The organism is Gordonia sp. PvP123, from assembly GCF_040547295.1.
Lineage (GTDB): Bacteria > Actinomycetota > Actinomycetes > Mycobacteriales > Mycobacteriaceae > Gordonia > Gordonia terrae.
In genome coordinates, this window is sequence record NZ_JBEPPN010000003.1 from 80,705 (window position 1) to 107,038 (window position 26,334).

Sequence of the window (26,334 nt, forward strand, 5' to 3'; positions counted from 1 at the left end):
TCGATGTGACCGAGCCCACCCGAGCCCCGCGCCGACGCACGCAGGCCGAACGCACCGCGACCACGCGTGCGCTCATCCTCGACGCGACCGTCGACGCCCTGGTCGACGTCGGCTACGCCGCCACCACGACGCAGGAGGTCAACCGCCGGGCAGGTATCTCCCGCGGCGCTCTCCTGCATCACTTCCCCACCCGGGAATCACTGGTGGTTGCCGCGGTCGGACACCTGGTCGAGCGTCGGCTGGCAGAGATCCTGTCGCGGCCCCGGACGGGTGACGAGGGACTCGAGATACTCATCGAGGCGTTCAGCGGCCCGCTGTTCGACGCCGCTCTCGAGCTGTGGGTCGCCGCCCGCTGCGACGTCGGATTGCGAACCGCGATCATCCCGCTCGAACAGCAGGTGTCCGACGCACTCGCCGTCGGTTGTGCCGAGTTGTTCGGTGACCGGTACACCGCCGCGGAACTCGAACTCTCCATCGAACTCGCACGCGGATTGGCGGTGTCGCGCATCCTGCGCTCACCCGACGCCGACCGCGCGCTGCTCGACCACCTCCTGCCCGTATGGAAGGAACTCCTGACCCATGACTGAACCCAGTCCGACTCTCCCGCAGCAGAACACGCTGCCCCGGCGCGTGGACGTCCTCGTCGTCGGCGTCGGGTTCGGCGGTCTCGCCGCCCTGCATCGTCTTCGCACGGATCATCCGCAGTTGCAGACGCTGGCCATCGAACGTGGCGACGGCGCGGGTGGGGTCTGGCGCGAGAACGACTACCCGGGCGCGGCCTGCGACGTCCCGACGTCGCTGTACTCCCTGTCCTTCGCCCCCAACCCGGACTGGTCCAACACCTACGGTCGCCGCCACGAGATCCACCAGTATCTACGTTCGGTCGCAGCCGATTTCGCCGACCAGATCCGTTACAACTGTGCACTCACATCGGCTCACTGGGACGGCGCGGCGCAGGAATGGGTCGTGGTCACGACGGATGGCGAGGTTCGCTGCCGCTACCTGGTCGCGGCACCGGGTGCGCTGTCCGAGCCGGGTCTGCCACCGGTCGCCGGAGCCGATGAGTTCACCGGCACCGTGTTCCACTCCGCTCAGTGGGACCACTCCCACGACCTCCGCGGACGTCGCGTCGCGATCGTCGGCACCGGCGCGTCGGCGATCCAGATCGTGCCCGAGATCGTCGACGAGGTCGGACATCTCACGGTCTTCCAGCGCACTCCCGCTTGGGTCGTGCCGCGTCTGGACCGCACCATCGGTTCCCTCGAACGCGCACTCTATCGCCGCGTCCCCGGTGTCCACCGGCTCGTCCGGCGGATGGTGTGGACCTATCGCGAGGCCTACGTCCTGATGATGGCCCGCAACCCCAAACTGCTCCCGATCGCCAAGACCATCGCGCTGGCGCAGCTGCGGATCCAGGTCCGTGACGGCGACCTGCGCCGTCGGCTCACCCCCGACTACACCATCGGTTGCAAGCGGATGCTGTTGACCAACAAATGGTTCCCCGCGTTGCAGCGCGACAATGCAACGGTGACCGGCGCGATCACCCGCCTCACCGCACGCGGCGCCGTCGACGACCAGGGCCGCGAACACGAGGTCGACACGGTCGTCTTCGCCACCGGGTTCACCCCCACCGAACCGCCGATCGCGTCGGCGATCACCGGACGCGACGGGCGCACCCTGGCCCAGGCGTGGGCGGGATCGCCGCGCGCCTACCGCGGCGTCGAGATCCACGGCTTCCCCAACCTGTTCTTCCTGTACGGCCCCAACACCAATCTGGGTCACAGCTCGATCGTGCTCATGCTGGAACCGCAGGCGTACTACATGAGCAAGGCACTCTCCGAGCTGTCCCGCAGCGGCCGGTCGACCTTCGAGGTCACCGACACCGCCCAGGACCGGTACAACGCCGACCTCGATCCCGAACTCGAACGCACCGTATGGAATTCGGGCGGATGCTCGAGCTGGTATCTCGACTCCACCGGACGAAACTCGGTGATGTGGCCGAAGTTCACGAGCGACTTCCGCCGGATGATGTCGTCGTTCGACCCGGCCGATCACCGATTCGACGCCGCGATCCCACTCGCGGCCGCCACCGATGCAACCGAACCCGACACCGAGAGGACCGTCGCACCGTGAGTTCGACCCCAGACCATTACGACGCCATCGTCATCGGCTCCGGTTTCGGCGGTTCGGTTGCGGCCCTGCGTCTCACCGAAAAGGGCTACCGGGTCGCGGTTGTCGAGTCCGGACGGCGTTTCTCCGACGGCGACCTGCCCAAGACGAGCTGGCGCCTCAAGGACTACGTCTGGGCGCCCGCGCTGGGACTGTTCGGCGTACAGCGCATGCACCTGCTGCGCGACGTGCTCGTGATGGCCGGTGCCGGCGTCGGCGGCGGATCGCTGAACTACGCGAACACCCTGTACCGGCCGCTGCCCGCCTTCTTCGACGACCCGCACTGGGGGTCGATCACCGACTGGGCGTCCGAGCTCGACCCGTACTACGACCAGGCGTCGCGAATGCTCGGTGTGACGACGTACCCGAAGGTGACGCCGGCCGACCGCGTGATCCGCAAGGTCGCCGAGGAGATGGGGGTCGGCGACACCTTCGTCCACACCCCCGTCGGCGTGTTCTTCGGGGAGGCCGGCAAGACCGTCGAGGACCCCTTCTTCGGCGGCGCCGGTCCGGCACGCACCGGTTGCACCGACTGCGGCGCGTGTATGACGGGATGCCCGGTGGGGGCGAAGAACACGCTCGTCAAGAACTATCTGTACCTGGCCGAGCAGGCCGGCGCGGACATCATCCCGATGACGACCGTCGACACCGTCCGTCCCCGTTCGGGCGACGGGTACGTCGTGGAGGCGCACCGGTCGGGCCGCCGCTGGTCGCGCCGCGGGCGCCGCACGTTCACCGCCGATCACGTGGTGTTCGCCGCCGGCACGTACGGCACCAACAAGCTCCTGCTGGACATGCAGCAGGGCGGACACCTGCCCGGGCTGTCGTCGCGCCTGGGCAAGGTGGTCCGCACCAACTCCGAGGCGGTACTGGCCGCCACCGCGCGCGACCTCGAGACCGACTACACCGAGGGTGTGGCGATCACGTCGTCGTTCCATCCCAACGAGCACACGCACATCGAGCCGGTGCGATACGGCAAGGGCAGCAACCTGATCGGATTGTTGCAGGCGATTCTCGTCGACGGTGGTGGTCCGCTGCCGCGGCTGCTGCAGGCACTGATCGAGATGGTCCGCCACCCGGTGATCACGATGCGCGGCCTCTCCGTACGGCGCTGGTCGGAGCGCACCATCATCGCGCTCGTCATGCAGACTGCCGACAACTCACTCGAACTGTTCTCCCGGCGAGGCCGTTTCGGCCCGATGCTGCGTAGCAGGCAGGGCGACGGCGATCCACCGCCCACGTGGATCCCGGAGGGACACGACGCGGTCCGGGCTGTCGCACGCGAGATCGACGGCGACGCAGGAGGTTCCATCGTCGACCTGTTCAACATCCCGATGACCGCTCACTTCCTGGGCGGTTGCTCGATCGGACGGTCGGCACTGGACGGCGTGGTGGACCCCTACCACCGGGTGTTCGATCACCCGGGCCTGCACATCGTCGACGGCGCGACCGTCTCGGCCAACCTCGGCGTCAATCCCTCGCTCACGATCACCGCACAGGCGGAGCGCGCGCTCGCCATGTGGCCCAACGCCGGGGAGGCCGACCCGCGACCCGAGCTCGGAGCGTCGTACCGTCCCGTCGAGCCGGTGGAACCCCACCGTCCGACCGTCCCCGCACACGCCCCTGGCGCGCTGCGCCTGCCGATCACGCCGGTGTCCGACGCCACCCGCGCCGGTTGACCCGGAAGCCCCCCACTGCTGGTTGAGCCGGCACCGAGCGAAGCGAGGCGCCGAGTCGAAACCACCTGGCGACAACCCCCGCTGGTTGAGCCCGGCAGTCCCCACCGCTGGTTGAGCCGGCCCCGAGCGAAGCGAGGACCCTACCCCCGCTGGTTGAGCCGGCACCGAGCGAAGCGAGGCGCCGAGTCGAAACCACCTGGCGACAACCCCCGCTAATTGAGCCCGGCAGTCCCCACCGCTGGTTGAGCCGGCCCCGAGCGAAGCGAGGCGCCGAGTCGAAACCACCTGGCGACCGATCCGCGAAACTCATCCCACACGGTCCTGTGGACAGCCTCGCCGCGCTCCGTCGGCTGTGGAGACTCTGGCCGATTTGTCGCAGCAATCCTGGGACAGTCACACCATGAGCGGGTTTCTCTACATCCTGGAATGCTCGGACGGCACCCTGTACGTCGGCAGCACCCGGGACGTCGAGCATCGACTCGACCAGCACCAGTCGGGGAACGGATCGCGCTACACGCGTCCTCGTCGGCCGGTTCGGCTCGTCTACCAGCAGGAGTTCCCGCACATCGGCGAGGCCTACGCAGCAGAGCGTCGCATCCATGGCTGGTCGCGCGCGAAGCGGACCGCACTCATCGAGGGCCGGCTCGACCTGCTGCCGGAACTGTCGCGCGCGGATGGGAGGTGACGGCAGGGGCAGAACACTCGAACACACGTGCTATTCAGGTGTACCCTGCAGCCATGTCCCTCGGTACCCAAGGCTCCTTGTTCTCTGAGCAGTCAGCGGAGCCGACGCTTGGAAACCTGGCGACCTCGATCTCGCGGCGCCCGCTCACCGAGGGAGCGTGGGTCGACCTGTGTCCCGGCTGGATCAGGGGCGCCGACGAACTCTTCGACCGACTCAGCGAATGCGTCCCCTGGCGGGCCGAGCGACGTCGTATGTACGAGCGGGTGGTCGAGGTCCCGCGGCTTGTCTCCATCTACCAGGCCGATCACCTGTTCCCCGATCCGATCATCACCGACGCACGCACCGCGCTGACCGAGCACTACCGCGACGAACTGCCCGAGGGATTCTCGACGGCCGGGATCAGCCTCTACCGCGACGGCAATGACTCGGTTGCGTGGCACGGTGACCGGATCGGCCGGGCGTCCACACACGACACGATGGTCGCCATCATCTCGCTCGGTTCACCTCGACCCCTCATGCTGCGACCCCGCGGTGGTGGGCGGTCACTGAAGTTCACGCTGTCTTCGGGCGACCTGCTCGTCATGGGTGGGAGTTGCCAACGCACCTGGGAGCACGCGGTCCCCAAGGTGCGTGGTGTCGGCGCCCGGATCAGCATTCAACTGAGGCCGCCCGGGGTGTGGTGATGTGGGCCGTTGCGGTCGCCAAGTGGTTTCGACTCGGCGCCTCGCTCCGCTCGGAGCCGGCTCAACCAGCGGGGGGTAGGGCTCTCCCGCTCGCCGAGCCAGCGGGGGCAGGGCTCTCCTGCCAGCCGAGCAGCGGGGGTAGGTCACCAAGTGCCTTCGGCTCGGTGCCGGGTCAACCAGCGGGCGATCGTGCTTTAATCATTTCGTTATAAACCGCGAGGACCGAGAGAAGTCATGAAGCGCACCCGTATCGCCGCCGCCCTGCTCGCCACCGCCGCCCTGGCCCTGCCGGTCGCGCCGGCGACCGCGAGCCCGCTCGACACGCTGTTCGGAAGCGCGAGCGGCAGCCTCGACTCCGGCAGCGCCGCGCTCGGTTCGTCAGGCGGCGACAAGGTGACGCACTACGGCAAGCTCGGTCGTCCCGGCGCGCCAAACGGCATCAAGTCGATCAATGTGTGGGTCTACACGCCCGACAAGACCCAGGCGATCGTGCCCAACACCTACCCGAAGAACTCGCGTCTGGGCGTGCGCTGGAATTCGATCATCGACGCCGGGCCGATCGTCGACGGCAACGAGTGCCGCATGGAGGTCCGTCTGTCCGGACCCAAGGTCCCCAAGCAGGCTTCCCTGTTCAAGACGCAGGACTGCACTGCGGTGAAGTCCTACTTCTTCAAGGGCGCGGGCGATTTCACCATCCGCGTCACCGACACCATCTCGGGTGCGTCGAACAGCATCGCGTTCAGCGTCCAGTAGTCACGTCGCCGGACGTCGGCCGAGCGTTCGGTGTCAGCGCGTCCCGGTTCCGGCGAAGACCGGGAGAACGCAGCTCCCGGCCGAAGTCGGCGACGTCGTCGGCGCACCGATCGTCACGACGGACAGCTGGCCAGGCGCCGTCCAGGGTCCGGGGGCTGTGAACAACGTGGCGTAGAGCGAAGGTACGACGCAGGCCGCTTCGACCCGATGCTCACCCGTCCCGCCACTGCAGTACGACGCCGCCACGACGAAGGCCGAACCCGCCACACATCCGGTGGGTTCGGCCGACGCCGACGGAGGCGAGACGGTGGACAATGCCGCGCCGGCAACACACGCGGCGCCGGCGAGGACGATTCGTATCGAGACTTTCGACAGAGTCATGCCGAGAATCTATGGCATCAGCGTCCGAAGTTCTCGATCCCGAACACAATTCGTCCGATCATGGGAACGAATCGCGTGGCCGACTCCGTTCGTCAGCCCGCGGCCCCGACGTCGAACTTCTCACCCGTCAGCCGCTCGGATTCTTCCCAGAGCGCCGCTCGGAACTCCGTCTTGTCGGCGGCCTTCTTGTAACCGCTCCGACCGGGCGCACCGCGCATGCCGAACATCTGGGTGGGCCCGAAGAACGTCCCGGACTCCGCGTCCGGCACGGTCGCCGCGTACAGCTGTGGCAGCGCGCCGTCGGCCGCCGGCTGGGCGATCGGCAGCTTGTTGCCCAGCTTCGCGAAGAAGTCGGAGAAGTTCTCACTCCTGCCCTGCAATTCCGTTGACGCATAACCGGGATGGGCGATCAACGACTTCTTCGACGACCCGGCCGCGGCCAGCCGCGCGGCGAGTTCCTTGCCGAACATCAGGTTGGCCATCTTCGAGTCGCCGTAGGCCCGCCACCGGCGGTAGCGGCGCTGCTCCCAGTTCAGGTCGTCGAGTTGGATGTCGCCGATCTGGTGCATCGTCGAGGACACGGTCACCACGCGCTCGGTGATCTTCGGCAGCAGCAGCGCGGTGAGGGCGAAGTGCCCGAGATGATTGGTGCCGATCTGCATCTCGAACCCGTCGGCGGTGCGCCGGAACGGCACCGCCATCAGCCCCGCGTTGTTGATGAGGACGTCGGCGCCGGTGATCCCGGCGGCAAAGCTGCGCACCGATTCGAGGTCGGCGAGGTCCAGTGTGGCGACGGTCGCCTTCGGCCCCAGCTCCGACGCCACGGCGTCGGCTTTCGCGGTGTTCCGGCACGCGAGGACCACGTCGGCGCCGGCACGGACCAGGACCTTGGCGGTCTGATAGCCGAGACCGCTGTTGGCGCCGGTCACCACGAACGTCCGGCCCGCCTGGTCCGGCACATCTGAATTCGTCCAACCACTCATCACGACCCCCTGGGATGCGTTGTCAGGCCCGGCACCGACGCCGGGTCCATGCGGCCCACGCTATTGACCGGCCGGGACGACGTCAACGAGTCGCCGTGGACGTCCCCGGCGTTCGGCGGGCCTACCCGCCGAAGAATGTCGTCAGCCGCAACGGATTCGCGCCGACGATCCGCCGGGCAGGCCGCAACAGTTCCGCGATCAGATTGGTCGACGATCCGAGCCGCTCGACGAGCTGGATCGGCGCGTAGAAGGCGGTCGGCTCCGAGCGTCCGCGCATGATCCGAGTACCGAGAAGCTTCCATTCCTCGGCTTCCTCGCCTGCCGACTCGACGGCCGCCCCGCTCGCCAGCGCCGGGATCCGCCCGGTCTTGGCCATGTCGGACAACCGGGCGCACTCGTTCACCGGGTCGCCGATGACGGTGTACTCGTAGCGCCGTTCGGCGCCGATGTTGCCCGCGAACGCCTCGCCGTAGGAAACGCCTATCCCCCAACGGATGTCGAGGCTGCTGGCCAGGCGGTCGGCGAGATCGCGGGCCGCTCCCAACGCGGCGCCGGCCGGGTCGTCGATCTCGACGGGTGCGCCGAAGACGGCGAGCGCGGCGTCGCCCTCGAATTTGTTGACGAAGCCGGAGTGCTGGTCGACGACGTCGGCGACGATGCTGAAGAACGCATTGAGCAGCGCGGCGGTGTCATCGGGACTGCGTTGCTGCGCCAGTCCGGTCGATCCGACGATGTCGACGAAGAGGACGCCGACTCGTTTGTTGGTGCCGTGCATGCCGACCCCGTCGGAGATCGCGAGATCGGCCACGGTGTCGCCGACGTGTCGCGCGAAGATCTCACGCATGCGGTCACGTTCGGCGAGCCCTTCGACCATCTGGTTGAAACCGTGTTGCAGCACGCCGAGTTCCGATGAGTCGTAGACGGGCACGCGTGCCTTGTAGTCCCCGTGGTCGACGCGGTGAACCGCGCGGCGCATCTCGGTCAACGGGTCGGTGATCGCTTGTCCGACAAGCGCGATGACACGGGCTCCCGATGCGAGACCCACCAGGCACAGGATCACCGTCGTCCAGTCGACGGCACCGTAGACGTCGGGCAACAGACCGGTCCACCGGCCTGCGTTGACGGTCAGCAGACCGACCATCGGCACCGCCGAGCTCACGGCCCACACGGCCAGCATCCGTACCCGCACACCGTTCATCACGTGATCCGTCGGGAAATCCTCGAGAACGACGACAGCCAGGGGCCGGGCGGCGCGCTCGGCGAACAGGTAGGTGAGACAAGCGCTCGACATACCGGCCAGCGCGAAGGCCACCGCGACGCCCGCGACGGTCGCGGTCGTCAGTTCCTCGGCGATGAACACGTAGAACAGGGCTGCCGCACTCCAGGAGACGACCGTGACCCCGAGCTGGACGATCGGTATCCGCTGCACTGCGCGTCGTCGGGCATGGTCGGCGGGTTGGCAGCTGATGAACCAGCGCAGTTGAGGCCGGACCGCGAGCATTCCGAGCAGCAGGTTGGTGAGGATACCGACGACGATCGCCCCTACGACGACCGGGAAATTCGGCGCACCCAGCGTCTCGTCGAAGGTCAGTTGTCCGCCGTTGAAGGCGAGTTGGACGAGCAGGAAGGTCTCGACGCCGATCACCGCATTGCTGGCGATCACGGCCGTCATCGCAGTGACGGTGGCGTGAAGAGCGATCTTGCTGCGCATCGTCGGCCCGATCCGGGCCCATCCGCGCGGACTCGGGACCGTCGACACGCCCCACAGAAAACCCGCGGTGCGTCGGCGCAGACGCATCCACGACGCACCACGACGGGTCCGGCGTGGTCGTCCCATCGGCCTCTCCTGCCTGACGGCGTTCTCCGCAGCCTACCCAAGGAGGCGCCGTCGCAGAGGTGTCCAACGACCCTTGTCGCAAGCCAGGTGGCTTCGACCAGGCGCCGCGCGACCATCCCCCGCTGGTTGAGCCGCCACGCGCCCATCCCCCGCTGGTTGAGCCGCCACGCGGACGCGAAGCGGCCACGCGCCCATCCCCCGCTGGTTGAGCCGCCACGCGGACGCGAAGCGGCCACGCGGCGTGTCGAAACCACGAATGGACCGGCACCTCACGGTGCCGGTCCATTCGGGTCAGCTGCGGATCAGGCCTGCAGGGCCTCGATCTCGAGGTTGATGGTGATCTTGTCGCCGACGACGACGCCACCGCCCTCGAGCGGCATCTCGATGTCGATGCCGAACTCCTTGCGGCTGAGCACGATCTTCGCCTCGAAGCCGGCAACGGTGCCCTGGCCCATGCCGGGGTTGGTCCCCAGGTACTCGAGTTCGAGGGTGACGGGCTTGGTGACGCCCTTCAGGGTGAAGTCGCCGTCGAGCAGGTAGTCGTCGCCGTTCTGACGCACGCCGGTGGACACGAAGGTGGCCGTCGGGAACTTCTCGGCGTCGAAGAAGTCGGCGGACTTGATGTGGCCGTCACGCTGCTCGTTGCGGGTGTTGATCGAGGTCACGTCGATCTCGGCCTGGACGGCCGGGGTGCCGTTCTCGTCGACCGTGATGGTGCCGGAGAAGGTGTCGAAGCTACCGCGGACCTTGCTGACCATGAGGTGCTTGACGGTGAAGTTGATCGCCGAGTGCACGGCGTCGATGGTCCAGGTGCCGGCGGGGACGGGTGCCTTGACGGTGGTTGCGGAGGTCATGTCGTGGTCCTTCCAGGGAGTGTTCGTTCGGGTCTCGAATGGTGGCTGTGGGCCTTCGCGACCCATCACCAGACACTAACCGGACCGCGGTCCGATTTCATCCCCGGCGCTCGTGTGATCTACGTCACCTCCGCAACATCAACACTCCGATCGCGGCGATGGCGATTCCGCGGGGCGCCTCGTAGATGAAGCCGGAGATCCCGGCGATCGCCGGGATCGGCAGCATGAACCCGACCATGCCGACCACGGTCAGGATCCCGATCCAGAGCGGTACCGCCCGGTTGCGGATGAGGCTGACGCCGAAGATCCCCATTCCGGCGAGCATCACGAGGCCGCCGACCGTGTTGAGCAGTTCGAAGGCAGTGGTGCCCAGCATCGAGTCGTCGGCAGCGATGAGCGCGGCCTTGTCCGGATCGTGCGCAAAGGGATACGCGACGAACAATTCGATCGTGAGGTGACCGGTTGCGGTGACGAGGTTGCCGACCGCGTAGGCGACGAGGCCGATCAGTCCGGCGATCCCGATCCGGGGCGCCAGCCACGCATACATCCCGGGCAGGCCGAGAAGCAGCAGGGTCGTGCCGATCGCGAGCAGGATCTGCGCCCATGGCGCGCCCGCCCCCTGTAGCGCCTGCACCGAATGGGCTTCACCGTCGACGATGGGGTGCAGGGTGCCGCCGGCGATGCAGGCGAGCCCGCCGAGCGTCAGGGCGCCCCCGCTGAGGCGGCGCAGGACCTGCCAACTCGGACTGCGGAACGGGCCGGGACCGTCGGCGCCGGTCGCGTTGTCGTTCTGGTTCTGGGTGTGTGCGGTGGTAGTCATGACCGCAACGCTGGCGGCCCCCACTGGTGTTAGCCTTGTGCGCGACTGGTGCGGCCCGACGAACGGCGCGTGTGTTGGCTTCCGATCCACAACTGGCGATCCGGGTCCTGGGCCCTTTGTCGGTGACGGCCGCCGACGGGTCGCCGATCACGATGACGGCCCGCAAACACGCCGAATTGCTGGCCATCCTCACCGCCGAACGCACGGCGTGCTCCCCCGAGCGGGTGACCGAACTGCTGTGGCGCGGTCGTCCACCGGCGTCGGCGGTGAGCACGTTGCACGGTTACGTCTCACGATTGCGCCGGACGCTCGGCCCCACCGGTGCCGTGCGCATCGACACCGTGCCCGCGGGATACGTGTTGCGCTGCGACGGAGCGGTCACCGACCTCGACCTGCTGGACATACTCGGACAAGAAGGACTGCAGCTGGTCCGGACCGACCCTCGAGCCGGCGCAGAGTTGTTGTGCCGAGCCCTGGAACTCTGGCGCGGCGATCCGCTTCCGGAGATCGCCGACATCCCCGACATCGCACCCGAACTCGTCCGACTCGAGGAGATGCGGGCCGAACTCACCGAGACCGCCGCCGACGCGCTGCGCACCGTGGGCGAGCACCGTCGTTCGGTGGCGCTGCTGACGCCGCTGTGCCGACGCCATCCCTACCGCGAGGGCGCCGCGCGGACACTTGCCCACGCACTGCACGACGACGGACGCACTGTCGACGCCCTCGACGTGCTGCGCCTGCTCCGGCAGGGCCTGCGCGACGACCTGGGTCTAGATCCACACCCCGACACCGTCGCCCTCGAAGTCGATCTGCTCGACCCGTCGCCCGTGGTCATGCGGACCTCCCCTGCCGTCGCGCGACCGTCGCCGGCCCGGACGACACGCGAACTGTTCGGCCGCACCGCGGAACACGCTGTCCTCGAACAGGTCTGGAACGCCAGTACGAGCCGCCCCGCGGGTGCGGTCGTGGTCGGACCGTCGGGCATCGGGAAGACCGCGCTCGTGGAACACCTCGTCTCCCGACACGGTGCGACCGCGCGCCGCTTCATCGGCCGCCCCGGGCCGCCCGGACCGATGTTCTGCGGACTCGAGGAACTGTTCGGCGAGTCACCCGTATCCGGCCCGACGGCGCCCATCCCGGCCGGGCGAATCGTCACCGACCTCACCGCCCACATCTGGTCTGACGTAGCCGCTTTCGGGCGATCAGTGCTGCTCGTCGACGACGCCCAATGGCTCGACACCGACTCCGCGCGTGTGCTGGGCCGGGTGCTGGCAGGCATCGGGCAGGCACCGTTGGCGGTACTGGTCACCTCCCGCGACCCCGACGCCGAGCCCGTCCGAATCCTCCGGTCGACGCTGGATCGGCACGGCCCGGTCGCCGACCTGCGTCTGCGCGAGCTCGGCACCGACGACATCCGCACCCTCATCGATCAGCGCCTCGGCGACGTCGGCGAGACCGCACACCTCGACGCCGAGACGCTGGTCGCCCAGTCGCTCGGCAATCCCGCTCTGGCGCAACAGTTGTGCGTTGCGGCGGCGACCGGTGAATCGTGGGATCGGAACCAACCGGTCCGATCGATGATCTCGACACGCTTCGACGACCTGTCCGACGCCGCGCGTGCACTCGTCACCATCGCTGCGGTGGCCGGAGGTGAACTCCCCGAGGACGTGTTCACCGAGGTGGCCGATGCTCTCGGTCGAGGCGTGGGCGATGAGGCGCGGCGCAGCGGCCTGCTGACCGACCTCACTCCTCTGAGGAGCGAGTTCCGGGGCACCGTCGACGTGGCATCGATCGCCGTCGCCACTCAGGCGTGTATCCGGGCGGCTCACCGCGCATTGTCCGCGTCGGCGGACCATCGCGCGCTCGACCTGGCCCGATGCGGGCTCTCCCTTCCCGGGCTGGACCCGTCGTCGACCGTCGAGCTGCACCGGATCGCCGGTGAGGCCGCACTCCGTGTCGGCGAGTTCGATTCCGCGGCTGCGTCTCTCGAATCGGCCGCAGCTCCGAGTCGGGCTGCGCGGGACTGGCGCTCCCTCGCCGACACCGCGCTGCTGTCGACCCCCCGAGGGGTCGCGGGCTACTGGTCCGGTTACGGCGTCGTGCAGTCCGACGACGCCGCGCTGGCCCGTGAGGCGCTGACACACGGCGACGCGTTGGCCCCAGAGGTGTCGGCGCGCCTGCACGCGTCGGAGGCAGCCCGGTTGACGGTCCTCGGCTTGCCGGGCGCCGACGATCACCTCGGGGCCGCACGGGTCGTCCACGGCGGCGGCGCCGTGGATTTCGAGATCGCGCTCGCCGACTTCCTCGTGCGGTGGGTTCCCGACCGGTTGGCGGATCGGCGCAAGATCGCGCGGGAGCTGTACGAACTGTCGGCGGGCGACATTCAGAAGCGCCTCACCGCACTCCACCTACGACGTGTGTGTGCGCTGGAGGCAGGTGACCTCCGTCTGGCGCGGCGGCTGTCGACCGAGTTCACCCGACTCGCTGGACGAGGTGGCGGCACCGACGCGGAGACCATGCAGTTGTGGTGGCAGGTCATGATCGCGCTCCTGCGCGGCGATCATGAGACCAGCACGAGGCTGACCGAACGGTTCGCGGCGACGGTCGGCGAACTGTCGGACCGTGCAAGGCTTCTCGCCGAGTCCTCGATGGCGACCAGCGCCTCGATCGCGGCGTGGCATCGAGGCGACCTCGCCTCGGCGCTGCCGCCGTTCGACGCGCTGGCGGAAGAGGTCGACGAGGACTTCGCCCTCGTCATCGCTCTCGGCGCCGCCGAGAGCGGCGACCTCGACCGCGCCCTCGACCTGGCGACCGAGCTCACCGCGGACGCCGGCGGGTGGACGGGTTCGCGGGTGGTCGCCCGGGTTCCGCTGTTGATCGAGACGCTGTACGCGATCTCGTGCGATCCCCGTCACCGCGATGCCGCGCGCGAGATCTGCGGACGCATCGAGCCGTTCACCGCGGACTGGTCGTCGGGCCTTCTGGTGCAGTGGCCTGGACTCGTGTGCCTGGGTCCGGTGACGCTCTATCGAGGAACAGCACGCCAGATCGTCGGGATGGATGGCTCGGCCGATCTGCGGGAGGCCATACGGGTCGCGCGCGACACCGGCGCCCGTCCCTACCTGCGGCGCGCCGAGCATCGACTCGGCGACGGCTGACGCCTCACTTCCAGGCGAACACCGGCTGCTCGAAGCCGTCGACCCGGGTGTGTCGGTCCCGCAGGACCACCTCGGCGAACTGATAGATGACCGCAGCCGTCGGCGCGTGGACGAGGGAGCCGACGATGGGCAGCTGGATGACCGGCAGATCCGACTGTGGAATCGTGAGGAATCGCGGTTCGACGAGCAGTTCCTCGAAGGTGACGAAGAACAGCAGGGCCACCTCGTCGGGATTGGGCGTCGGTTCCTGGTACTCCTCGGCCCAGCAGACGATCGGGGTGATCACGAACCCTGAGCGAGTCGGGTAGTCGTCGAGCGCACCGAGCACCGAACTCGACGGCAACTGGATGCCGAGTTCCTCGTCGAGTTCACGCAGACCGGCCGTGACATGGTCCTCACCGGGGTCCAGCCGTCCGCCCGGCAGGGCGAACTGCGCGGCGTGGCGTCGCATGGTCGCCGGGCGTTTGGACAACCAGATGCCCTGGCGTCCGTCCTTCTCGGCGACGGCGAGGACGACCGAGGCGGCGCGGGCATCCGGGACGTCGGCGGTGCGCCGGTCAAAGGCGCCGACGCGCGCGGCGGCCACGGCCCGATCGAGAGTAGTCACACCCTCAGTTGATCATGTCGGCCATCCGTCGTGACCGCCTGCGTGAGGTGATAGCTCACGATGCTGAGCGCGAACAGCCCGAGGGCCAGGTTGAACAGGGCACCGAACCCTTCGAGCGCGAAGTCGACGAGTGCGTTCGACAGCATGAACACCAACGCCGCGATACGCAGCCCGCGAAGCGGTCCCGCCGAGGCCACCCCGCGTCCACGCGCGACCATTGCCGGCAGGGCCAAGGCCAGGGTGATGATGCCGCTGACCAGCAGGATCCACGTGGCGGGAGTACTGCCGGTGAGCTCGATGTAGATGTCGAGTTCCTCGCTGCGATCCCCGGTGAAGTAGAAGCTCAACACGCCGACGACGATGGTGAGCGCGGAGGCCACCACCAATCCCCAGCCGACGAAGGGAATCCATCGGGGACTCCGGAAGAAGCCGGGGATCAACGCCACCGCGCGGTCGCGGAGCCGCATCAACCGATCCGGCGTGCCCTCGCTCGACTCGAGCAGCGCCCGGATGTGACCGATCGTTTCGGCATCGAGGCCCTTGTCCTCCGCGACGACGAGGAACTCTTCGGCTTGGCGTCGGCGGCGCTCCGGAAGCCCGTGTGCGACACCGTCGGCCGCGATGACCGCCGCATTGGCGAGCGCTTCGGCGCCGGTGGGACGCTGCACATCTCGGACGACGCGGCTGATCAACAGGATCATCACGACGAGCACGTACATGATCTCCGCCGACGGCCCGTAGAAGTAGTCGTTGGTGCGGGTGACGAATTTGCCGACCTCGTCGAGGAACAACCCGAAACCGATGCCGCCGAGCACGATCGCGACGATCCGCGCCGTCGCCCCTAGAAACAGCCAACCGGTGATCAGCGCCAGCATCATCAGCGCCCCGCCCCACAGCGCGTGCGCGATGTGCAGGGTGCCGCCGCCGATCTGCGGATACCCGGTCAGGTGCAGGTACAGCCTGGTGACGATGATCGTCGCGATCGCGATGATCAAGAACCACTCGACGGCCGCGGTGCCGTACACGCTGCGGACGACCACCGTGGTCGCGCGAGTTCTCATTGAACGAGTATGGCCGGTTGGCCGTCGTCGCTGGTCGAGCTTCTCGAAACCACCCACCCCCGCTGGTTGAGCTCGTCGAAACCACCCAACCCCGCTGGTTGAGCCGGCTCCGAGCGAAGCGAGGCGCCGAGTCGAAGCCACCTGGTGACCACTCCCACCCTTCGGCTGGGTGATCCGACTCGAAACCACTTGGCAGTCAGCAGAATTCCTTCCTTCCCCCAAACGAGTGAATCCCATTCCCCCGATCGGGCGAAAACCCGCCGGTAACTTGTCGGGACTCGCAGCCAGGGCGCACAATTGGCCGAGTTTCGAGATCGCGGAGCAACGATTGAGCATGACAACACTGGCTGTCACGCCGACGCGACATTCACCGGGGGCGGGGAATCTGATGACAGGTATTCGACAAGCGCTGCGCGCTTCTACGGTGGGGTGCGCACTGTGCCTTGGACTGATCGTTCCAACTGCGCTGTCATCGACGGCTGCGGCCACACCAGTGCTGTCTCCGCAAACGCAGCAGACCATTGACCAGCTCAACGGCGAGGGCGTCTTCCGACCCGCTGAACCCGACGACGGGCTCGGACCGGACTGGCTGTCCACATCGTTTCCCCGGGCTGACAGCAACACCGTCGTGGTGGTGACGCCCGGAACCGACGACGGCACGCTGTTCCCGCGCATCAAGGGCCTACGAGCGGGCCGCCAAACCCTCGTCATCGACTATCCAGAAGCACTGGGGCCGCTGGTTTCCGGTCGTTCGGGTGCAATTCTGCCGATCTTTGCCCCGGGCTATGACGCGTCGCGCGACGTTGCGATCGACAACAACCTCGCCGTCATGGCGGCGTTCGCACGCCAGGCCGTGGGACAGCCGTTCGTTGTGTACACCGGTTACTCCCAGGGAGCCGACGCACTTGGTGACGCCGCCGAGGCGGCGGTCGCCGACGGCACGATCGACACCGAGAACTCGCTGATCCTGCTCATCTCCGACCCGCGCAGCCCGTGGGGTCTCAAGGCGTGGGCCGACGACAACCCTTTGGTGAGCACCGTGTTCGAGCTCTTCGGCGCCGAGAGCAACGGCGCCCGCGACCCGGGCGCCACCGGCGACGACTTGCCGGTCACGTCGATCATCGTGGTCGGCGATCCGGTCGCCAACTTCCAGTGGAAATCGCACCGACCGCTGTCTTCGCTGCTTGTCAACGGCGCGGGCTTCATCGCCATCCACTCCGGCCTCGGTGAAGAGAACTACGGCAACCTGATCGACTACAGCGCGCCGCCGACCGCGATGCGCAGCCAGGATGGCAACACCACCTACGTCGTCTACCAGCCGAAGCACCACCCACTCACCCTGGTCGCCATGATTCTCAACGACGCGGTGGGAATCGACCCGAGCGACGCCGACGTCGCTCGGTGGGACCGCGTGAACAACGCCTTCTACCCACTGGTGACCCCGACGCCGTCGAACGCAGCAGTGCCGGTGACCCCGCTGGCTGAGTCGGTCGAAGCCACCACCACGCTGCTTGAGCCCACCCGCACGCTGGTTGAGCCCACCCCCACGCTGGTCAAGCCTGTCGAAGCCACTCCCGACACCGAGACGCCGACCGGCGGCCGCCATCGCGCGCCCGACACCACGGATTCCGGCAGCACTCTCGAGACCGAAACTCCTACCGAGGGCGGACGGCACCGATTGACCGGCGTCGGACGGCATTCCACGGATGCCGAGCCGTCTTCCGACGGCAGCGATTCCCCAACGGCTGACGACACCTCGGCCATTCCGGACTCCGACGCATCGGAGTCGGATACCGAAACCGATACGCCGGACACCGGGAGCGACACCGAATCCGACTCGGCCGACGGCGGGTCCGACGCCGCCGCCTGAGGCCCCACACGCCGCGTCGGCGACACTCCCGGCCACCAGACCCCTCCGGTGGCTGCGCCGGCGTTCACCGCGACCCGCACCCGCCCTGCTGGTCGCGTCGGCGACCGGCGCAGCCGGCAGCCCTTCTGCCGGCTGCGCCACCCGCCGCCTCCCCCTCCGCTGGTTGAGCCGGCACCGAGCGAAGCCGCCCATCCCCGCTGGTTGAGCCGGCACCCCTCCCCGCTGGATGAGCCGGCCCCGAGGTCGAGGCGCCGAGTCGAAACCACCTCGCAACCAAACCACCAGTCCCTCAACCACTCCCAGCATCGTCCGATCTTGTCGGTGGGGTGGTTTACCGTGGGTGGCAGAGGACCGGGATGGGGACCGGTCCACGAAAGTCCGGGGTCATCGTGCGGTTGTGGACCGATCTACCGAGCGAGTTTCTCGCCGGAGTTGATCCTGCCTACCCGGACGAGGACGACATGGTGACCCTGATGAACGGCCTGGGCGCGACGAACCGGGGCCAGTCCTACCTCGCCTGGAGTCGCTACCAGACGGTCGCGGTCATGCACGACCGGCTCGTCGCCGCCCGCGAACACACCGACGCCTTCGTCTCCGACGGCTACGCCGACTGCGCCTCACGCATCGCCCGCCACTCGGCCATCTCACGCCGCCGCGCCGAAACCCTCATCGACGAAGCCCTCACCCTGCGCGACCGCCTCCCCGAGGTGGCCACCACCCTGCGCGACGGACTCCTCACCGACGACCAGATCCGGCTGATCATCTCCCGCACCGAACTCATCCCCACGGACGACCCGATCATCCTGACCATCGACGCCGAGATCGCCAAGACCATCCGCAACCGGCGAGGCTCGTGGGATCGGGCCCGCCTGCGCGACATGGTCGACCGAACCCTCTTCCGCCACGACCCCGACCTCGTCCGCGAACGACGCCGCGACGCCCTCGACTCCCGCGGCGTGTGGACCGACAACTTCCACGACGGCGTCGGGGAGATCACCGCCGTCATGTCCGCCGAAAACATCCGCATCAGCGCCAAAACAGTCCGCATCCTCGCCGATTCGGTGTGCGAACACGACGACCGCCTCCTGGGTGTCCGGACCTCCGATGCGATGTTCGCCCTGCTCACCCGCACCACATTCGAATGCCAATGCGACCGCGACGACTGCACCGCCACCATCCCCGACCCCGACGCGGTCCTCGCCGCCATCAGCACCGAGGTCGTCATCCACGTCGTCACCGACGCCGCCACCCTCGCCGGCGCCACCGGACCCGGATTCCTCGACGGATACGGCGTCATCTCCGACGAGCATGTCCGCGACCTCGCCGCCCGCACCGACGCCACCCTCACACCCGTCACACCATCACGAACCCGGCCGATACCCGCAGCCGCCGAACCGTTTTCAGGCACCGAACCGATTGCCGGCACCAGCACCGACGACCCGGCCGACCACACCGACCGACCTACAGCCCACCGCGAGGCACCCACCGGATCGTCAGCACCCGAGGTCGTGGTGATCTACCCGGGATCGCAACCCGCCGACCCCTACCGGCCCACCACGTCCTGCGCCGACTTCGTGCGGGTCCGCGACGGCTACTGCACCGAACCCGGCTGCACACACTCGGCTTTCGACTGCGACCTCGACCACGTCACCGAATACGACCACACCAACCCATCGCACGGCGGCACGACGTCGAGCGACAACCTCAACGCGAAATGCCGCCCCGGTCACCTCCTCAAAACCCACGGCGACTGGATCGACGACCAATACCGCGACAACGACGGACGCCTGGTCACCGAATACACCACACCCGAAGGCGTCACCATCCACGGCGACGCGGAAACCCTCGAAGATTTGTTCCCGAACCTGCGGCGTATCCGGTTCGAACAAGCCGCGCAAGCCCCACCCACGCCCCGCACGATCGCGCCCGAGGACAACCCGCGGCGCACCACCAGCCGACTGGACGCCAAACTGGCCCGTCGGCGGGCCGAACGTGCCCGCAACAGAAAGCAGCGCGAAGCCGAAGAAGCCGCCGAACGTCAAGACTTCATCGACAACCCGCCGCCGTTCTGACGACGGTTCAGGACTGACCGACGAGGAAGGCCGCGACCGCGAAGGCGATCAAGACGAGGGAGATCGCGCATCCGAGCGCCACCTGTTTCGCGGTGGACATGGGAGCGTACGGGTCTTTGTACTCGTACCTGTATGTCGGTGTGCCGACGTCTCTCTCGCGGCTGTCGGCGGGCGCCGTTGCATGGCGCGGCTGTCCGCTCTCGTTCGTTCTCGGAAAATGACTGTATGAGGGTTCACGCGGCGTACCCCCCGGTAACGCGTTCATCGCACAATCATGGCTGCTCGAGCGTCGGACCGCAAAGAGCATTACGTCGTCCGTTCAGGTGATTCTGTTGCCGCTGTTGGGGTTTGGACAGCTGACCGGTTGTGCGCCGACGCACTGCTGACTGGTCCGCATCGGGCGCGTCACACCCAGCGGCACGCAATGAAAAATCCCCAGCAGTTAGACTGCTGGGGATCTACAGGTGGCCAGAGTCGGGATCGAACCGACGACCTTCCGCTTTTCAGGCGGACGCTCGTACCAACTGAGCTACCTGGCCGGAAGGCACCGGTCACTAATGAACCGAAACCTTTGGCGACCCTGACGGGACTCGAACCCGCGACCTCCGCCGTGACAGGGCGGCGCGCTAACCAACTGCGCCACAGGGCCTTGTTCAATTATCTGCCCGGTCCTCGTCGCCGAGTGCCGGGCAGGCGTACCCCCTACGGGATTCGAACCCGCGCTACCGCCTTGAAAGGGCGGCGTCCTAGGCCGCTAGACGAAGGGGGCCGGTCGTGTTCTCCGTTGGGAGCTTGGATAGCTTATGACACGTCTCGCGAAAACCACAAATCGCCAGGTCAGGCGGCAAAAGTGTCTATAGATCCAGGTCCGCGACACGCACGCCGAGGGGCTCGTCGATGCCGTCGGCGGGCGTTGTAAAGTAGTCGACGCCCCGGCTCGCCGGGGTCCTGCCCCTATAGCTCAGTTGGTAGAGCTACGGACTTTTAATCCGCAGGTCCCAGGTTCGAGCCCTGGTGGGGGCACCAGCACCGACGTCTCGCGCGAAGCGCGCTGCGGCACAGGAGAAGTGAGTGTCACCCGATCGGGTGAACTCTGCCGGCGAAGCCTCCGGGAGTGCTTGCTGACTACCTACGATCCGCTGGTGACGCTATTCGCCCGGCTGGGCTCTTTGGCCATCATCTGTCTCCTGGTGGCCGCTTGTAGCACGTCGGGCGACGGCCGCCCGAGCTCCTCGTCGGAGAGTGCGACCACGTCCGCCGACACCTCCCCAGTGGTCGTCGTGCTGGACGGATCGGAGTCGATGCTGACTGCCGACGCTCCGGGCCCGCGCATCGACGCTGCACGCGCCGCCGTGACGGACTTTGCGACGGGCCTCCCCGACGGCACACCGTTCGGTCTCGTCGCTTACGGAAACATGCTCGATGCGAAGACGACGCGCCAGGCGGCCGGCTGCCAAGACGTCACGACAATCATGGATCTGGCACGCATCGACAAGGGCGCAGCAGCCGGGGCCATCGCCGGTGTCGAGGCTCAAGGGTGGACCCCGCTGTCGAAGGCTCTCACCCAAGGTGTCGAGCTGCTGGCCGACAGCGGAGGGTCCGTCGTTCTGGTTTCTGACGGAGAGGCAAACTGCCCGCCCGATCCTTGCGACACGGCCCAGCAGCTGCGCGCTCGCTACCCCGACGTCACGATCAGCACGATCGGCTTCCGTGCGACGAATACGCAGTTGGAGTGCATCGCGCGCGAGGGCGGCGGCGTGTACATCACGGCCGACAACTCGCAGCAGCTCGCCGCACGGATCACCGCCGCCCGCGACGCCGACTCGGCGTCGGCGAAGCTGACCGACACCGGCCTGGCCGGGGTGAACCTGGGGTCTCGTGCCAACGAGATCAGAGCCACGACACCTGGCTTCCCGGAACTGTCCACGGGAACGGCGGACGGCGACCGCGTGGTCGTGCGCTGGCGTGACTGCGAATGGGTCTTCGCCGACGGCGTCTTGGTCGAGATCCGCCCGCTCGGACCGTCTGTCACGACGGTCGACGGGGTGACGGTCGGCACTCCGATGAGTCGCGTCGTCGAACTGTTCGGCGAGGCTGTCAGTGACGACAAAGCTACGTCCACGGCATATTTCGCTGCAGAGGAACCCCGCGGTATCGCACTTCGGATTGCCTACGACGGCGATGTCGTCAGCGGTACCGTCCGGACTCTCACCCTGTGCACCTGCCTGCCGAAACCGACTTCACAGGACGAGGCCGACAACTGCGGGCCCACAGCCGATTTCCCGAAGCTTCGCGTCGTCGCCAGAGGTGTTGACTGCCAGACCGCGCTCCGGCTCGTCGAACGTTACGTCGACGATCCTCGTACCCAACGCGGTGATCGCGGGGCTCAGATCGACGCATGGGGATGCAACATCCTCGGTGCCGCGGAAACCGAGGCGGGCGAGCCGGTCATCCGGTGCAAGCGGCCCGACGGCGCGCAGGTCACGGTCGAGGAGCCCAGAAGCGCGTCGGATGAGAACGCCACCCCGACGAAGCAGGATGTCTGCAACGCGTGGCAGCAAGTCTCGGACTTGTACCGAACCAGGAATCTGATCAACTCCCGTGGTCCTGCCGGCGACCTGGAAGCTGTTGCCGCACTTGGCGACCTGGCCACGAGGTACCCGGACGAAGCCGTTCAGTACGAGGGCACATACCTGGCGAAGCTCGCCGGCGACGGATCGGTGACTATTTCCGCTTTCACCTCGCAGCAGAACCTGAAGGCCTTGTGCCGAGCCTGACGTACTGCCCCACTCCAGACCAGCCCCACAAAAGAACCGGAAGCACCAACATGATCGACGGCCACAGCTCCCTGATGTCCCGCGTCCGCATCGCGACTCTCGCAGCCCTCGTCTGTCTGCTCGGCTCCGCGCTGGCGGTGCCGGCGACGGCGTCACCGAGTGCTCCCGCATACGTCGCGTTGGGCGACTCGCGCGCTGCCGCGCCCACCAACGGTTCCAGCCTGCGCCCAGACGGTTGCGGGCGCACACCGGACGGTTACCCGGTACACGTGGCCTCGCGACTCGGACTCGCCGTGAGGTCGGTCGCCTGCGTCAACGCCACCACTGCCAATGTCACGACGACGCGGCAGCTGACGCTCTACGGCCCGCGGCCCGTCCAAACTCGCGCGCTATCTCGCTCGACACGTCTGGTCACCCTGTCGATCGGCGGTATCGATCTGCAGTGGTGGTCGCTGGTGTCGTCCTGCTTCACAACGACATTCGGCCACGATGCGCGCTGCCGCGACAACACGTCGGTGAGCAGACGAATCGACCCGAGCCTGGCGTCGCTCGCGCCCAAGATCGACGCCACGCTGACCCAGATCCGACGACGCGCTCCCCACGCGCGGGTCGTACTCGTCGGTCACGGTGGCTACTACGGGCAGACCGGTTGCCCCGACCAAGCCAACATCAGCGCCGCAGACGCCGCGTTCGTCCTCCGGTTCTTCGAGCGCTTCAACGCAGTACTCGAGAAGTCCGCCCACGCGCAGTCGGTCACCTTCGTCGACGTCGCCGGCCCCGCCGTCGGACACGACGCATGCGCGGGTGCCGCCCGATGGTTCGAGGGAAACGTCTCGCGCTCGGCAACCCAGGTACGCCACCCCACCCCGCTCGGCAGCAAGGCCATCGCGGACCTGGTCGTCGCAGCGCTCTGACGCCACCGCTGGGCGAGCCGATCCGAGCCTCACCGCTGGCAGCGTCCCCCGGCGGCCCCACCGCTGGTTGAGCCGTCCCCGCGCCCCACCGCTGGTTGAGCCGGCCCCGAGCGAAGCGAGGCGCCGAGTCGAAGCCACCCCACCGTTGGCCGGCCGGCGGCGACGTCGAAACAAGTCGTCCTGTCAGCGGCACTCACTCCGCGCGGGTTTCCCACGCAGACGATCATCGAGCCACGTCAACGTGTCGGGCAGCCCGGCGAAGATCCCGGTCATGTGCTCGGCCGGGTACTCGCGATACGACGCCGATGCCCCGAGCGCGCACTGCTCGGCGAACAAAGCGCGCGCCTGGCTCGCCGGGATCCACCACTCGTACGTTCCGTGGTAGATCCGCAGCGGCATCGTCGCCTGCCGATCTTTCATCGAGGTGATCTCGAAAAGGCGCTCGGCGACGGGTGAGTGGTAAGGATCGGGGTCGGCCGACAACACCTGGGTGGGTATGTGCGACGCGCCCAGGGCACCCATCCCGGTGGTACACAGGTCCCGCATCGGAGAAGTGGCCAACCAGCGTGCCGCGTTGTTCGCCATCGCGAGGACTTCGGGACGTTCCCGTGCGACACCGAGCATGGCGGCGTGGAACACCCCGGTACCGAGGTTGGCGTTCATGGCCCCGGCCAGGGAACGGTAGTCGGCCGGAACGCCGCCGTACGCCGCCCCGACGATCCGCCCGGCCTGCTCCGGGGCGTAGGACTCGGCAAGCTTCGCTGCGGCATTCGTGGCAATCGCGCCGCCGGAGTATCCGTGCATGGCGATGGGTCCGGTGGCGAAGTTGTCGGGGTCGAGCCGGCCTGCCGCCCGCAACGAGTCCATGATCACGTGCGCTGCGACATACGGTTCGGCGTAGGCCATCCGGGGGCCGGTGTGGTCGGGCACGATCACCGCGTAGCCGCGGTCCAAGGCCAACTGCGCGAACGGCGGGATGAGGTCGGTGGTGTTGGTGTCGGAGTGATAGCCGTGAGCCAGCGTGTAACCGGGCGTGCACTTCGTGCCCAGCGCCACGATCGGCGAATTGTGAACCAGCACCGGACGCGACCGAGGTCCCCTCCACGCCTTGGCCGGGGCGAGGAGGGTCGCGGTACCGAAGATCGGCTGGTCCCCCGCGTCGACGCTGCGGAACTTGATCTGGCGCGCCGACCGCAGCGGAACCGTCATCAGCAACTGCGCCGTGCGCATGACATCGCGAGTGGCGATCACGTCTCCGGCAGCACGGCGTGCGAGATCGGCCGGCCACTGGTCGAAGAACCGGTCGCCACTCGCCGACGGCATGACCGCCTCGCGCAGTTCCTGCAGCTCGTGGGAGGCTCCGGGGGTCACCGAGCGCGCAGGTATGCGCTGCAGCTCCTTCACCGGCGGTGCGGGCACAACCGCGTCGATGGCTTCGGGAACCGCGGAGGGCGCGGGACCGAGATTCGGCGGCTCGGCCCACACCTCCGCCGGACCGCCGACCGCGCCGATAGTCATCCCCGTCGCCATCACTGCAGCGGCCGCTGCGCGCAGCGTCCAGGGCCGCACGTTCCACCATGCCGGCATCGCCGATACTCCTTGTCATACAAGCGATCCCGGACCGGAACACCCCGCTGGTCAGCCACTGCTCGCATCGAAATCGAACCCCGTCATGCTAAAGGGTTCGCGTGAACGGGCGGCAACGGCCCTGTTGATTGTTTCCGTCTGAGGCAGGCCTCATGTAACGCCCGCCGGGACAGCTGGGATACTCCCGCCGTGACCCGAATCCGCCTCGCACTCGTCGCCATCCTCGCCATCGCGATCAGCTGTGTGTCGGTACCGTCGGTTCTCGCCGCGCCGGCGGCACCCGCTTACGTCGCCCTCGGGGACTCACGCGCCGCGGCGCCGACACTGACCTCGGCACAGCATCCGGACGGGTGCGGCCGCACCGCCGACGCCTACCCGACGCACCTCGCCTCCCAGCTCCGGATGAGCTTCACCTCGGTTGCCTGCGTGAACGCCACGACAGCAGACGTCACGACCAGCCGACAGACGACATCGTTTGGCGCCCGGCCCGTCCAGATCAACGCCCTGTCGTGGTCCACGCGACTGGTGACTCTCTCGATCGGCGGCAACGATCTCCGCTGGTGGTCGATTGTCTCCTCCTGCTTCACGCCCAGGTTCGGCCAGGACGCTCGGTGTCGACAGGATCGAGCCATGGCCGACCGGATGACCTCGGCCCTCACCGCAGTCGCACCGAAGATCGGCGCAACTCTGAGCGCCATCGCCGCCCGCGCACCCCTCGCTCGCGTAGTTCTCGTCGGACACGGCGGCTACTACGGCCGAACCGGTTGCCCCGGCCAGGCGAACATCAGCAACGCCGACGCCGCGTACCTCTACGCGTTTTTCAAGCGATTCGACGCGATCCTGCGGACAGCCGCCGTCACACGATCGATGACCTTCGTCGACGTGGCCGCCGCCGCGGTCGGACATGACGCATGCGCGGGCGCAGCGCGCTGGTTCGAAGGGAACGCCTCGCAATCCCAGACCCAACCCCGCCACCCGACGCCGTTGGGAAGCAAAGCCATCGCAAATCTGATCGCCCGGGCGCTCTAGACCCCGTAGAAGCTCACGTTGCAGAGCTGATCGCCGTCTCATACCGGCGGAACCCGAAACCCGTTCGCTGTGCGCACCTTTGGCCGTGCTGTCCTCCGGGACACGCCGACTCGGTACAAAATTGTGCCAACTCACCGGCAGTTCCGAGCGGTTCCCCGGAACTCTCCCGCGAGACATTCCGACCGACGACAACCCGTCGAATTGTCCAATTCCGGTTCGATTCGGGAACGCCCCGATAGCTCACGTTCTGATCAACGAAAACGACTCACAAAAATAAGCGGTCATTAGTCAACCGGCATTTCTCAACCGGCGATTGTCAACTCGCAACACAGGCGCGAGCGTCGCCACACGCCGACCGAAGCACCGCCGAGCGCACCGGCTGACGGACGGCCCGGTAAACCTGCAGTTCAGAACA

20 protein-coding genes and 4 tRNA genes are annotated in these 26,334 nt (G+C 67.7%); 13 read left to right on the plus strand and 11 right to left on the minus strand.

Annotated elements, in window-relative coordinates; translation table 11 throughout:
* Nucleotides 1-5 precede the first annotated feature (5 nt).
* The 6 genes from ABIC25_RS05870 to ABIC25_RS05895 all read left to right on the plus strand — a co-directional run bounded on the left by ABIC25_RS05870 (nt 6) and on the right by ABIC25_RS05895 (nt 5,969).
* Nucleotides 6-587 carry a TetR/AcrR family transcriptional regulator gene (locus ABIC25_RS05870; RefSeq protein WP_064572139.1) on the plus strand — a complete coding sequence of 194 codons (582 nt, stop codon included), beginning with the start codon at nt 6-8 and terminating at the stop codon, nt 585-587.
* Nucleotides 580-2,133: a flavin-containing monooxygenase gene (locus ABIC25_RS05875; protein ID WP_354560416.1), complete on the plus strand. Its 1,554-nt coding sequence runs from the start codon at nt 580-582 to the stop codon at nt 2,131-2,133. The genes ABIC25_RS05870 and ABIC25_RS05875 overlap by 8 nt, the downstream gene beginning before the upstream one ends.
* The gene (locus ABIC25_RS05880; protein ID WP_354560417.1) at nt 2,130-3,848 is read left to right on the plus strand and encodes a GMC family oxidoreductase N-terminal domain-containing protein; all 1,719 of its coding nucleotides are present in this window, start codon (nt 2,130-2,132) and stop codon (nt 3,846-3,848) included. The genes ABIC25_RS05875 and ABIC25_RS05880 overlap by 4 nt, the downstream gene beginning before the upstream one ends.
* Before the next feature lie 400 nt (nt 3,849-4,248).
* Entirely contained in the window at nt 4,249-4,533 is a 285-nt protein-coding gene (locus ABIC25_RS05885; RefSeq protein WP_064572140.1) for a GIY-YIG nuclease family protein, read from the plus strand.
* Nucleotides 4,534-4,586: 53 nt separating this feature from the next.
* Complete coding sequence (locus tag ABIC25_RS05890; protein WP_239404110.1) at nt 4,587-5,216, plus strand: alpha-ketoglutarate-dependent dioxygenase AlkB; 630 nt, start codon at nt 4,587-4,589, stop codon at nt 5,214-5,216.
* Nucleotides 5,217-5,450: 234 nt separating this feature from the next.
* Nucleotides 5,451-5,969: a hypothetical protein gene (locus ABIC25_RS05895; RefSeq protein WP_004020260.1), complete on the plus strand. Its 519-nt coding sequence runs from the start codon at nt 5,451-5,453 to the stop codon at nt 5,967-5,969.
* A gap of 33 nt (nt 5,970-6,002) precedes the next feature.
* Here ABIC25_RS05895 and ABIC25_RS05900 read toward each other — a convergent pair whose 3' ends face one another.
* The 5 genes from ABIC25_RS05900 to ABIC25_RS05920 all read right to left on the minus strand — a co-directional run bounded on the left by ABIC25_RS05900 (nt 6,003) and on the right by ABIC25_RS05920 (nt 10,844).
* A complete protein-coding gene (locus ABIC25_RS05900; protein WP_248644850.1) occupies nt 6,003-6,350 on the minus strand; it encodes a hypothetical protein in 348 nt (115 codons plus the stop codon).
* Between the two features lie 92 nt (nt 6,351-6,442).
* A complete protein-coding gene (locus tag ABIC25_RS05905) occupies nt 6,443-7,333 on the minus strand; it encodes an oxidoreductase (protein WP_354560420.1) in 891 nt (296 codons plus the stop codon).
* Between the two features lie 121 nt (nt 7,334-7,454).
* Nucleotides 7,455-9,170 carry an adenylate/guanylate cyclase domain-containing protein gene (locus ABIC25_RS05910; RefSeq protein ID WP_248644849.1) on the minus strand — a complete coding sequence of 572 codons (1,716 nt, stop codon included), beginning with the start codon at nt 9,168-9,170 and terminating at the stop codon, nt 7,455-7,457.
* Between the two features lie 302 nt (nt 9,171-9,472).
* Nucleotides 9,473-10,024 (minus strand): YceI family protein, encoded by a 552-nt coding sequence (locus ABIC25_RS05915; protein ID WP_004021349.1) that lies wholly within the window; start codon nt 10,022-10,024, stop codon nt 9,473-9,475.
* 124 nt (nt 10,025-10,148) lie between these two features.
* Nucleotides 10,149-10,844, minus strand: a complete 696-nt coding sequence (locus tag ABIC25_RS05920) for a hypothetical protein (RefSeq protein WP_354560422.1) — start codon at nt 10,842-10,844, stop codon at nt 10,149-10,151.
* A 71-nt stretch (nt 10,845-10,915) separates the two neighbouring features.
* On the opposite strand from ABIC25_RS05920, the gene ABIC25_RS05925 reads away from it, so the two are divergent.
* The gene (locus ABIC25_RS05925; protein WP_354560424.1) at nt 10,916-14,002 is read left to right on the plus strand and encodes an ATP-binding protein; all 3,087 of its coding nucleotides are present in this window, start codon (nt 10,916-10,918) and stop codon (nt 14,000-14,002) included.
* 4 nt (nt 14,003-14,006) lie between these two features.
* Here the strand turns inward: ABIC25_RS05925 and ABIC25_RS05930 are convergent, their stop codons facing one another.
* Together ABIC25_RS05930 and ABIC25_RS05935 are read right to left on the minus strand one after the other, a co-directional pair.
* Nucleotides 14,007-14,609: an NUDIX hydrolase gene (locus tag ABIC25_RS05930; protein WP_354560426.1), complete on the minus strand. Its 603-nt coding sequence runs from the start codon at nt 14,607-14,609 to the stop codon at nt 14,007-14,009.
* Nucleotides 14,606-15,649, minus strand: a complete 1,044-nt coding sequence (locus ABIC25_RS05935; RefSeq protein ID WP_354560822.1) for a hypothetical protein — start codon at nt 15,647-15,649, stop codon at nt 14,606-14,608. The genes ABIC25_RS05930 and ABIC25_RS05935 overlap by 4 nt, the downstream gene beginning before the upstream one ends.
* A 409-nt stretch (nt 15,650-16,058) precedes the next feature.
* Here ABIC25_RS05935 and ABIC25_RS05940 point away from each other — a divergent pair, with 409 nt between their 5' ends.
* Nucleotides 16,059-17,540, plus strand: a complete 1,482-nt coding sequence (locus tag ABIC25_RS05940; RefSeq protein WP_354560823.1) for an alpha/beta hydrolase family protein — start codon at nt 16,059-16,061, stop codon at nt 17,538-17,540.
* 356 nt (nt 17,541-17,896) lie between these two features.
* The gene (locus ABIC25_RS05945) at nt 17,897-19,612 is read left to right on the plus strand and encodes an HNH endonuclease signature motif containing protein (protein ID WP_354560427.1); all 1,716 of its coding nucleotides are present in this window, start codon (nt 17,897-17,899) and stop codon (nt 19,610-19,612) included.
* Nucleotides 19,613-20,077: 465 nt separating this feature from the next.
* Here ABIC25_RS05945 and ABIC25_RS05950 read toward each other — a convergent pair.
* The 3 genes from ABIC25_RS05950 to ABIC25_RS05960 form a co-directional block, all read right to left on the minus strand.
* A tRNA-Phe gene (locus ABIC25_RS05950) sits at nt 20,078-20,151 on the minus strand.
* A gap of 33 nt (nt 20,152-20,184) precedes the next feature.
* Nucleotides 20,185-20,261: transfer RNA gene (locus tag ABIC25_RS05955), tRNA-Asp, on the minus strand.
* Nucleotides 20,262-20,308: 47 nt separating this feature from the next.
* Nucleotides 20,309-20,381, minus strand: a tRNA-Glu gene (locus ABIC25_RS05960).
* A 181-nt stretch (nt 20,382-20,562) separates the two neighbouring features.
* Here ABIC25_RS05960 and ABIC25_RS05965 point away from each other — a divergent pair.
* From ABIC25_RS05965 to ABIC25_RS05975, 3 genes are all read left to right on the plus strand, one after another.
* Nucleotides 20,563-20,638: transfer RNA gene (locus ABIC25_RS05965), tRNA-Lys, on the plus strand.
* 116 nt (nt 20,639-20,754) lie between these two features.
* The gene (locus ABIC25_RS05970; RefSeq protein ID WP_354560429.1) at nt 20,755-22,389 is read left to right on the plus strand and encodes a vWA domain-containing protein; all 1,635 of its coding nucleotides are present in this window, start codon (nt 20,755-20,757) and stop codon (nt 22,387-22,389) included.
* A gap of 50 nt (nt 22,390-22,439) precedes the next feature.
* On the plus strand, nt 22,440-23,303 hold the full coding sequence (locus tag ABIC25_RS05975; protein ID WP_354560431.1) for an SGNH/GDSL hydrolase family protein: 864 nt from the start codon (nt 22,440-22,442) through the stop codon (nt 23,301-23,303).
* Nucleotides 23,304-23,486: 183 nt separating this feature from the next.
* Here ABIC25_RS05975 and ABIC25_RS05980 read toward each other — a convergent pair whose 3' ends face one another.
* Nucleotides 23,487-24,890, minus strand: coding sequence for a lipase family protein (locus tag ABIC25_RS05980; protein WP_435529046.1), 1,404 nt, complete (start codon nt 24,888-24,890; stop codon nt 23,487-23,489).
* 189 nt (nt 24,891-25,079) lie between these two features.
* On the opposite strand from ABIC25_RS05980, the gene ABIC25_RS05985 reads away from it, so the two are divergent.
* Nucleotides 25,080-25,919, plus strand: coding sequence for an SGNH/GDSL hydrolase family protein (locus ABIC25_RS05985; protein WP_101820216.1), 840 nt, complete (start codon nt 25,080-25,082; stop codon nt 25,917-25,919).
* Nucleotides 25,920-26,334 lie beyond the last annotated feature (415 nt).

What these genes read in the sequence shown, in the direction of transcription:
- ABIC25_RS05975 (WP_354560431.1), top strand. Translation starts at nt 22,440, where the DNA reads ATGATCGACGGCCACAGCTCCCTGATGTCCCGCGTCCGCATCGCGACT.
- ABIC25_RS05945 (WP_354560427.1), top strand. Translation starts at nt 17,897, where the DNA reads ATGGGGACCGGTCCACGAAAGTCCGGGGTCATCGTGCGGTTGTGGACC.
- ABIC25_RS05920 (WP_354560422.1), bottom strand. Translation starts at nt 10,844, where the DNA reads ATGACTACCACCGCACACACCCAGAACCAGAACGACAACGCGACCGGC.
- ABIC25_RS05910 (WP_248644849.1), bottom strand. Translation starts at nt 9,170, where the DNA reads ATGGGACGACCACGCCGGACCCGTCGTGGTGCGTCGTGGATGCGTCTG.
- ABIC25_RS05875 (WP_354560416.1), top strand. Translation starts at nt 580, where the DNA reads ATGACTGAACCCAGTCCGACTCTCCCGCAGCAGAACACGCTGCCCCGG.
- ABIC25_RS05900 (WP_248644850.1), bottom strand. Translation starts at nt 6,350, where the DNA reads ATGACTCTGTCGAAAGTCTCGATACGAATCGTCCTCGCCGGCGCCGCG.
- ABIC25_RS05885 (WP_064572140.1), top strand. Translation starts at nt 4,249, where the DNA reads ATGAGCGGGTTTCTCTACATCCTGGAATGCTCGGACGGCACCCTGTAC.
- ABIC25_RS05905 (WP_354560420.1), bottom strand. Translation starts at nt 7,333, where the DNA reads ATGAGTGGTTGGACGAATTCAGATGTGCCGGACCAGGCGGGCCGGACG.
- ABIC25_RS05915 (WP_004021349.1), bottom strand. Translation starts at nt 10,024, where the DNA reads ATGACCTCCGCAACCACCGTCAAGGCACCCGTCCCCGCCGGCACCTGG.
- ABIC25_RS05895 (WP_004020260.1), top strand. Translation starts at nt 5,451, where the DNA reads ATGAAGCGCACCCGTATCGCCGCCGCCCTGCTCGCCACCGCCGCCCTG.
- ABIC25_RS05980 (WP_435529046.1), bottom strand. Translation starts at nt 24,890, where the DNA reads ATGCCGGCATGGTGGAACGTGCGGCCCTGGACGCTGCGCGCAGCGGCC.
- ABIC25_RS05890 (WP_239404110.1), top strand. Translation starts at nt 4,587, where the DNA reads ATGTCCCTCGGTACCCAAGGCTCCTTGTTCTCTGAGCAGTCAGCGGAG.
- ABIC25_RS05940 (WP_354560823.1), top strand. Translation starts at nt 16,059, where the DNA reads ATGACAGGTATTCGACAAGCGCTGCGCGCTTCTACGGTGGGGTGCGCA.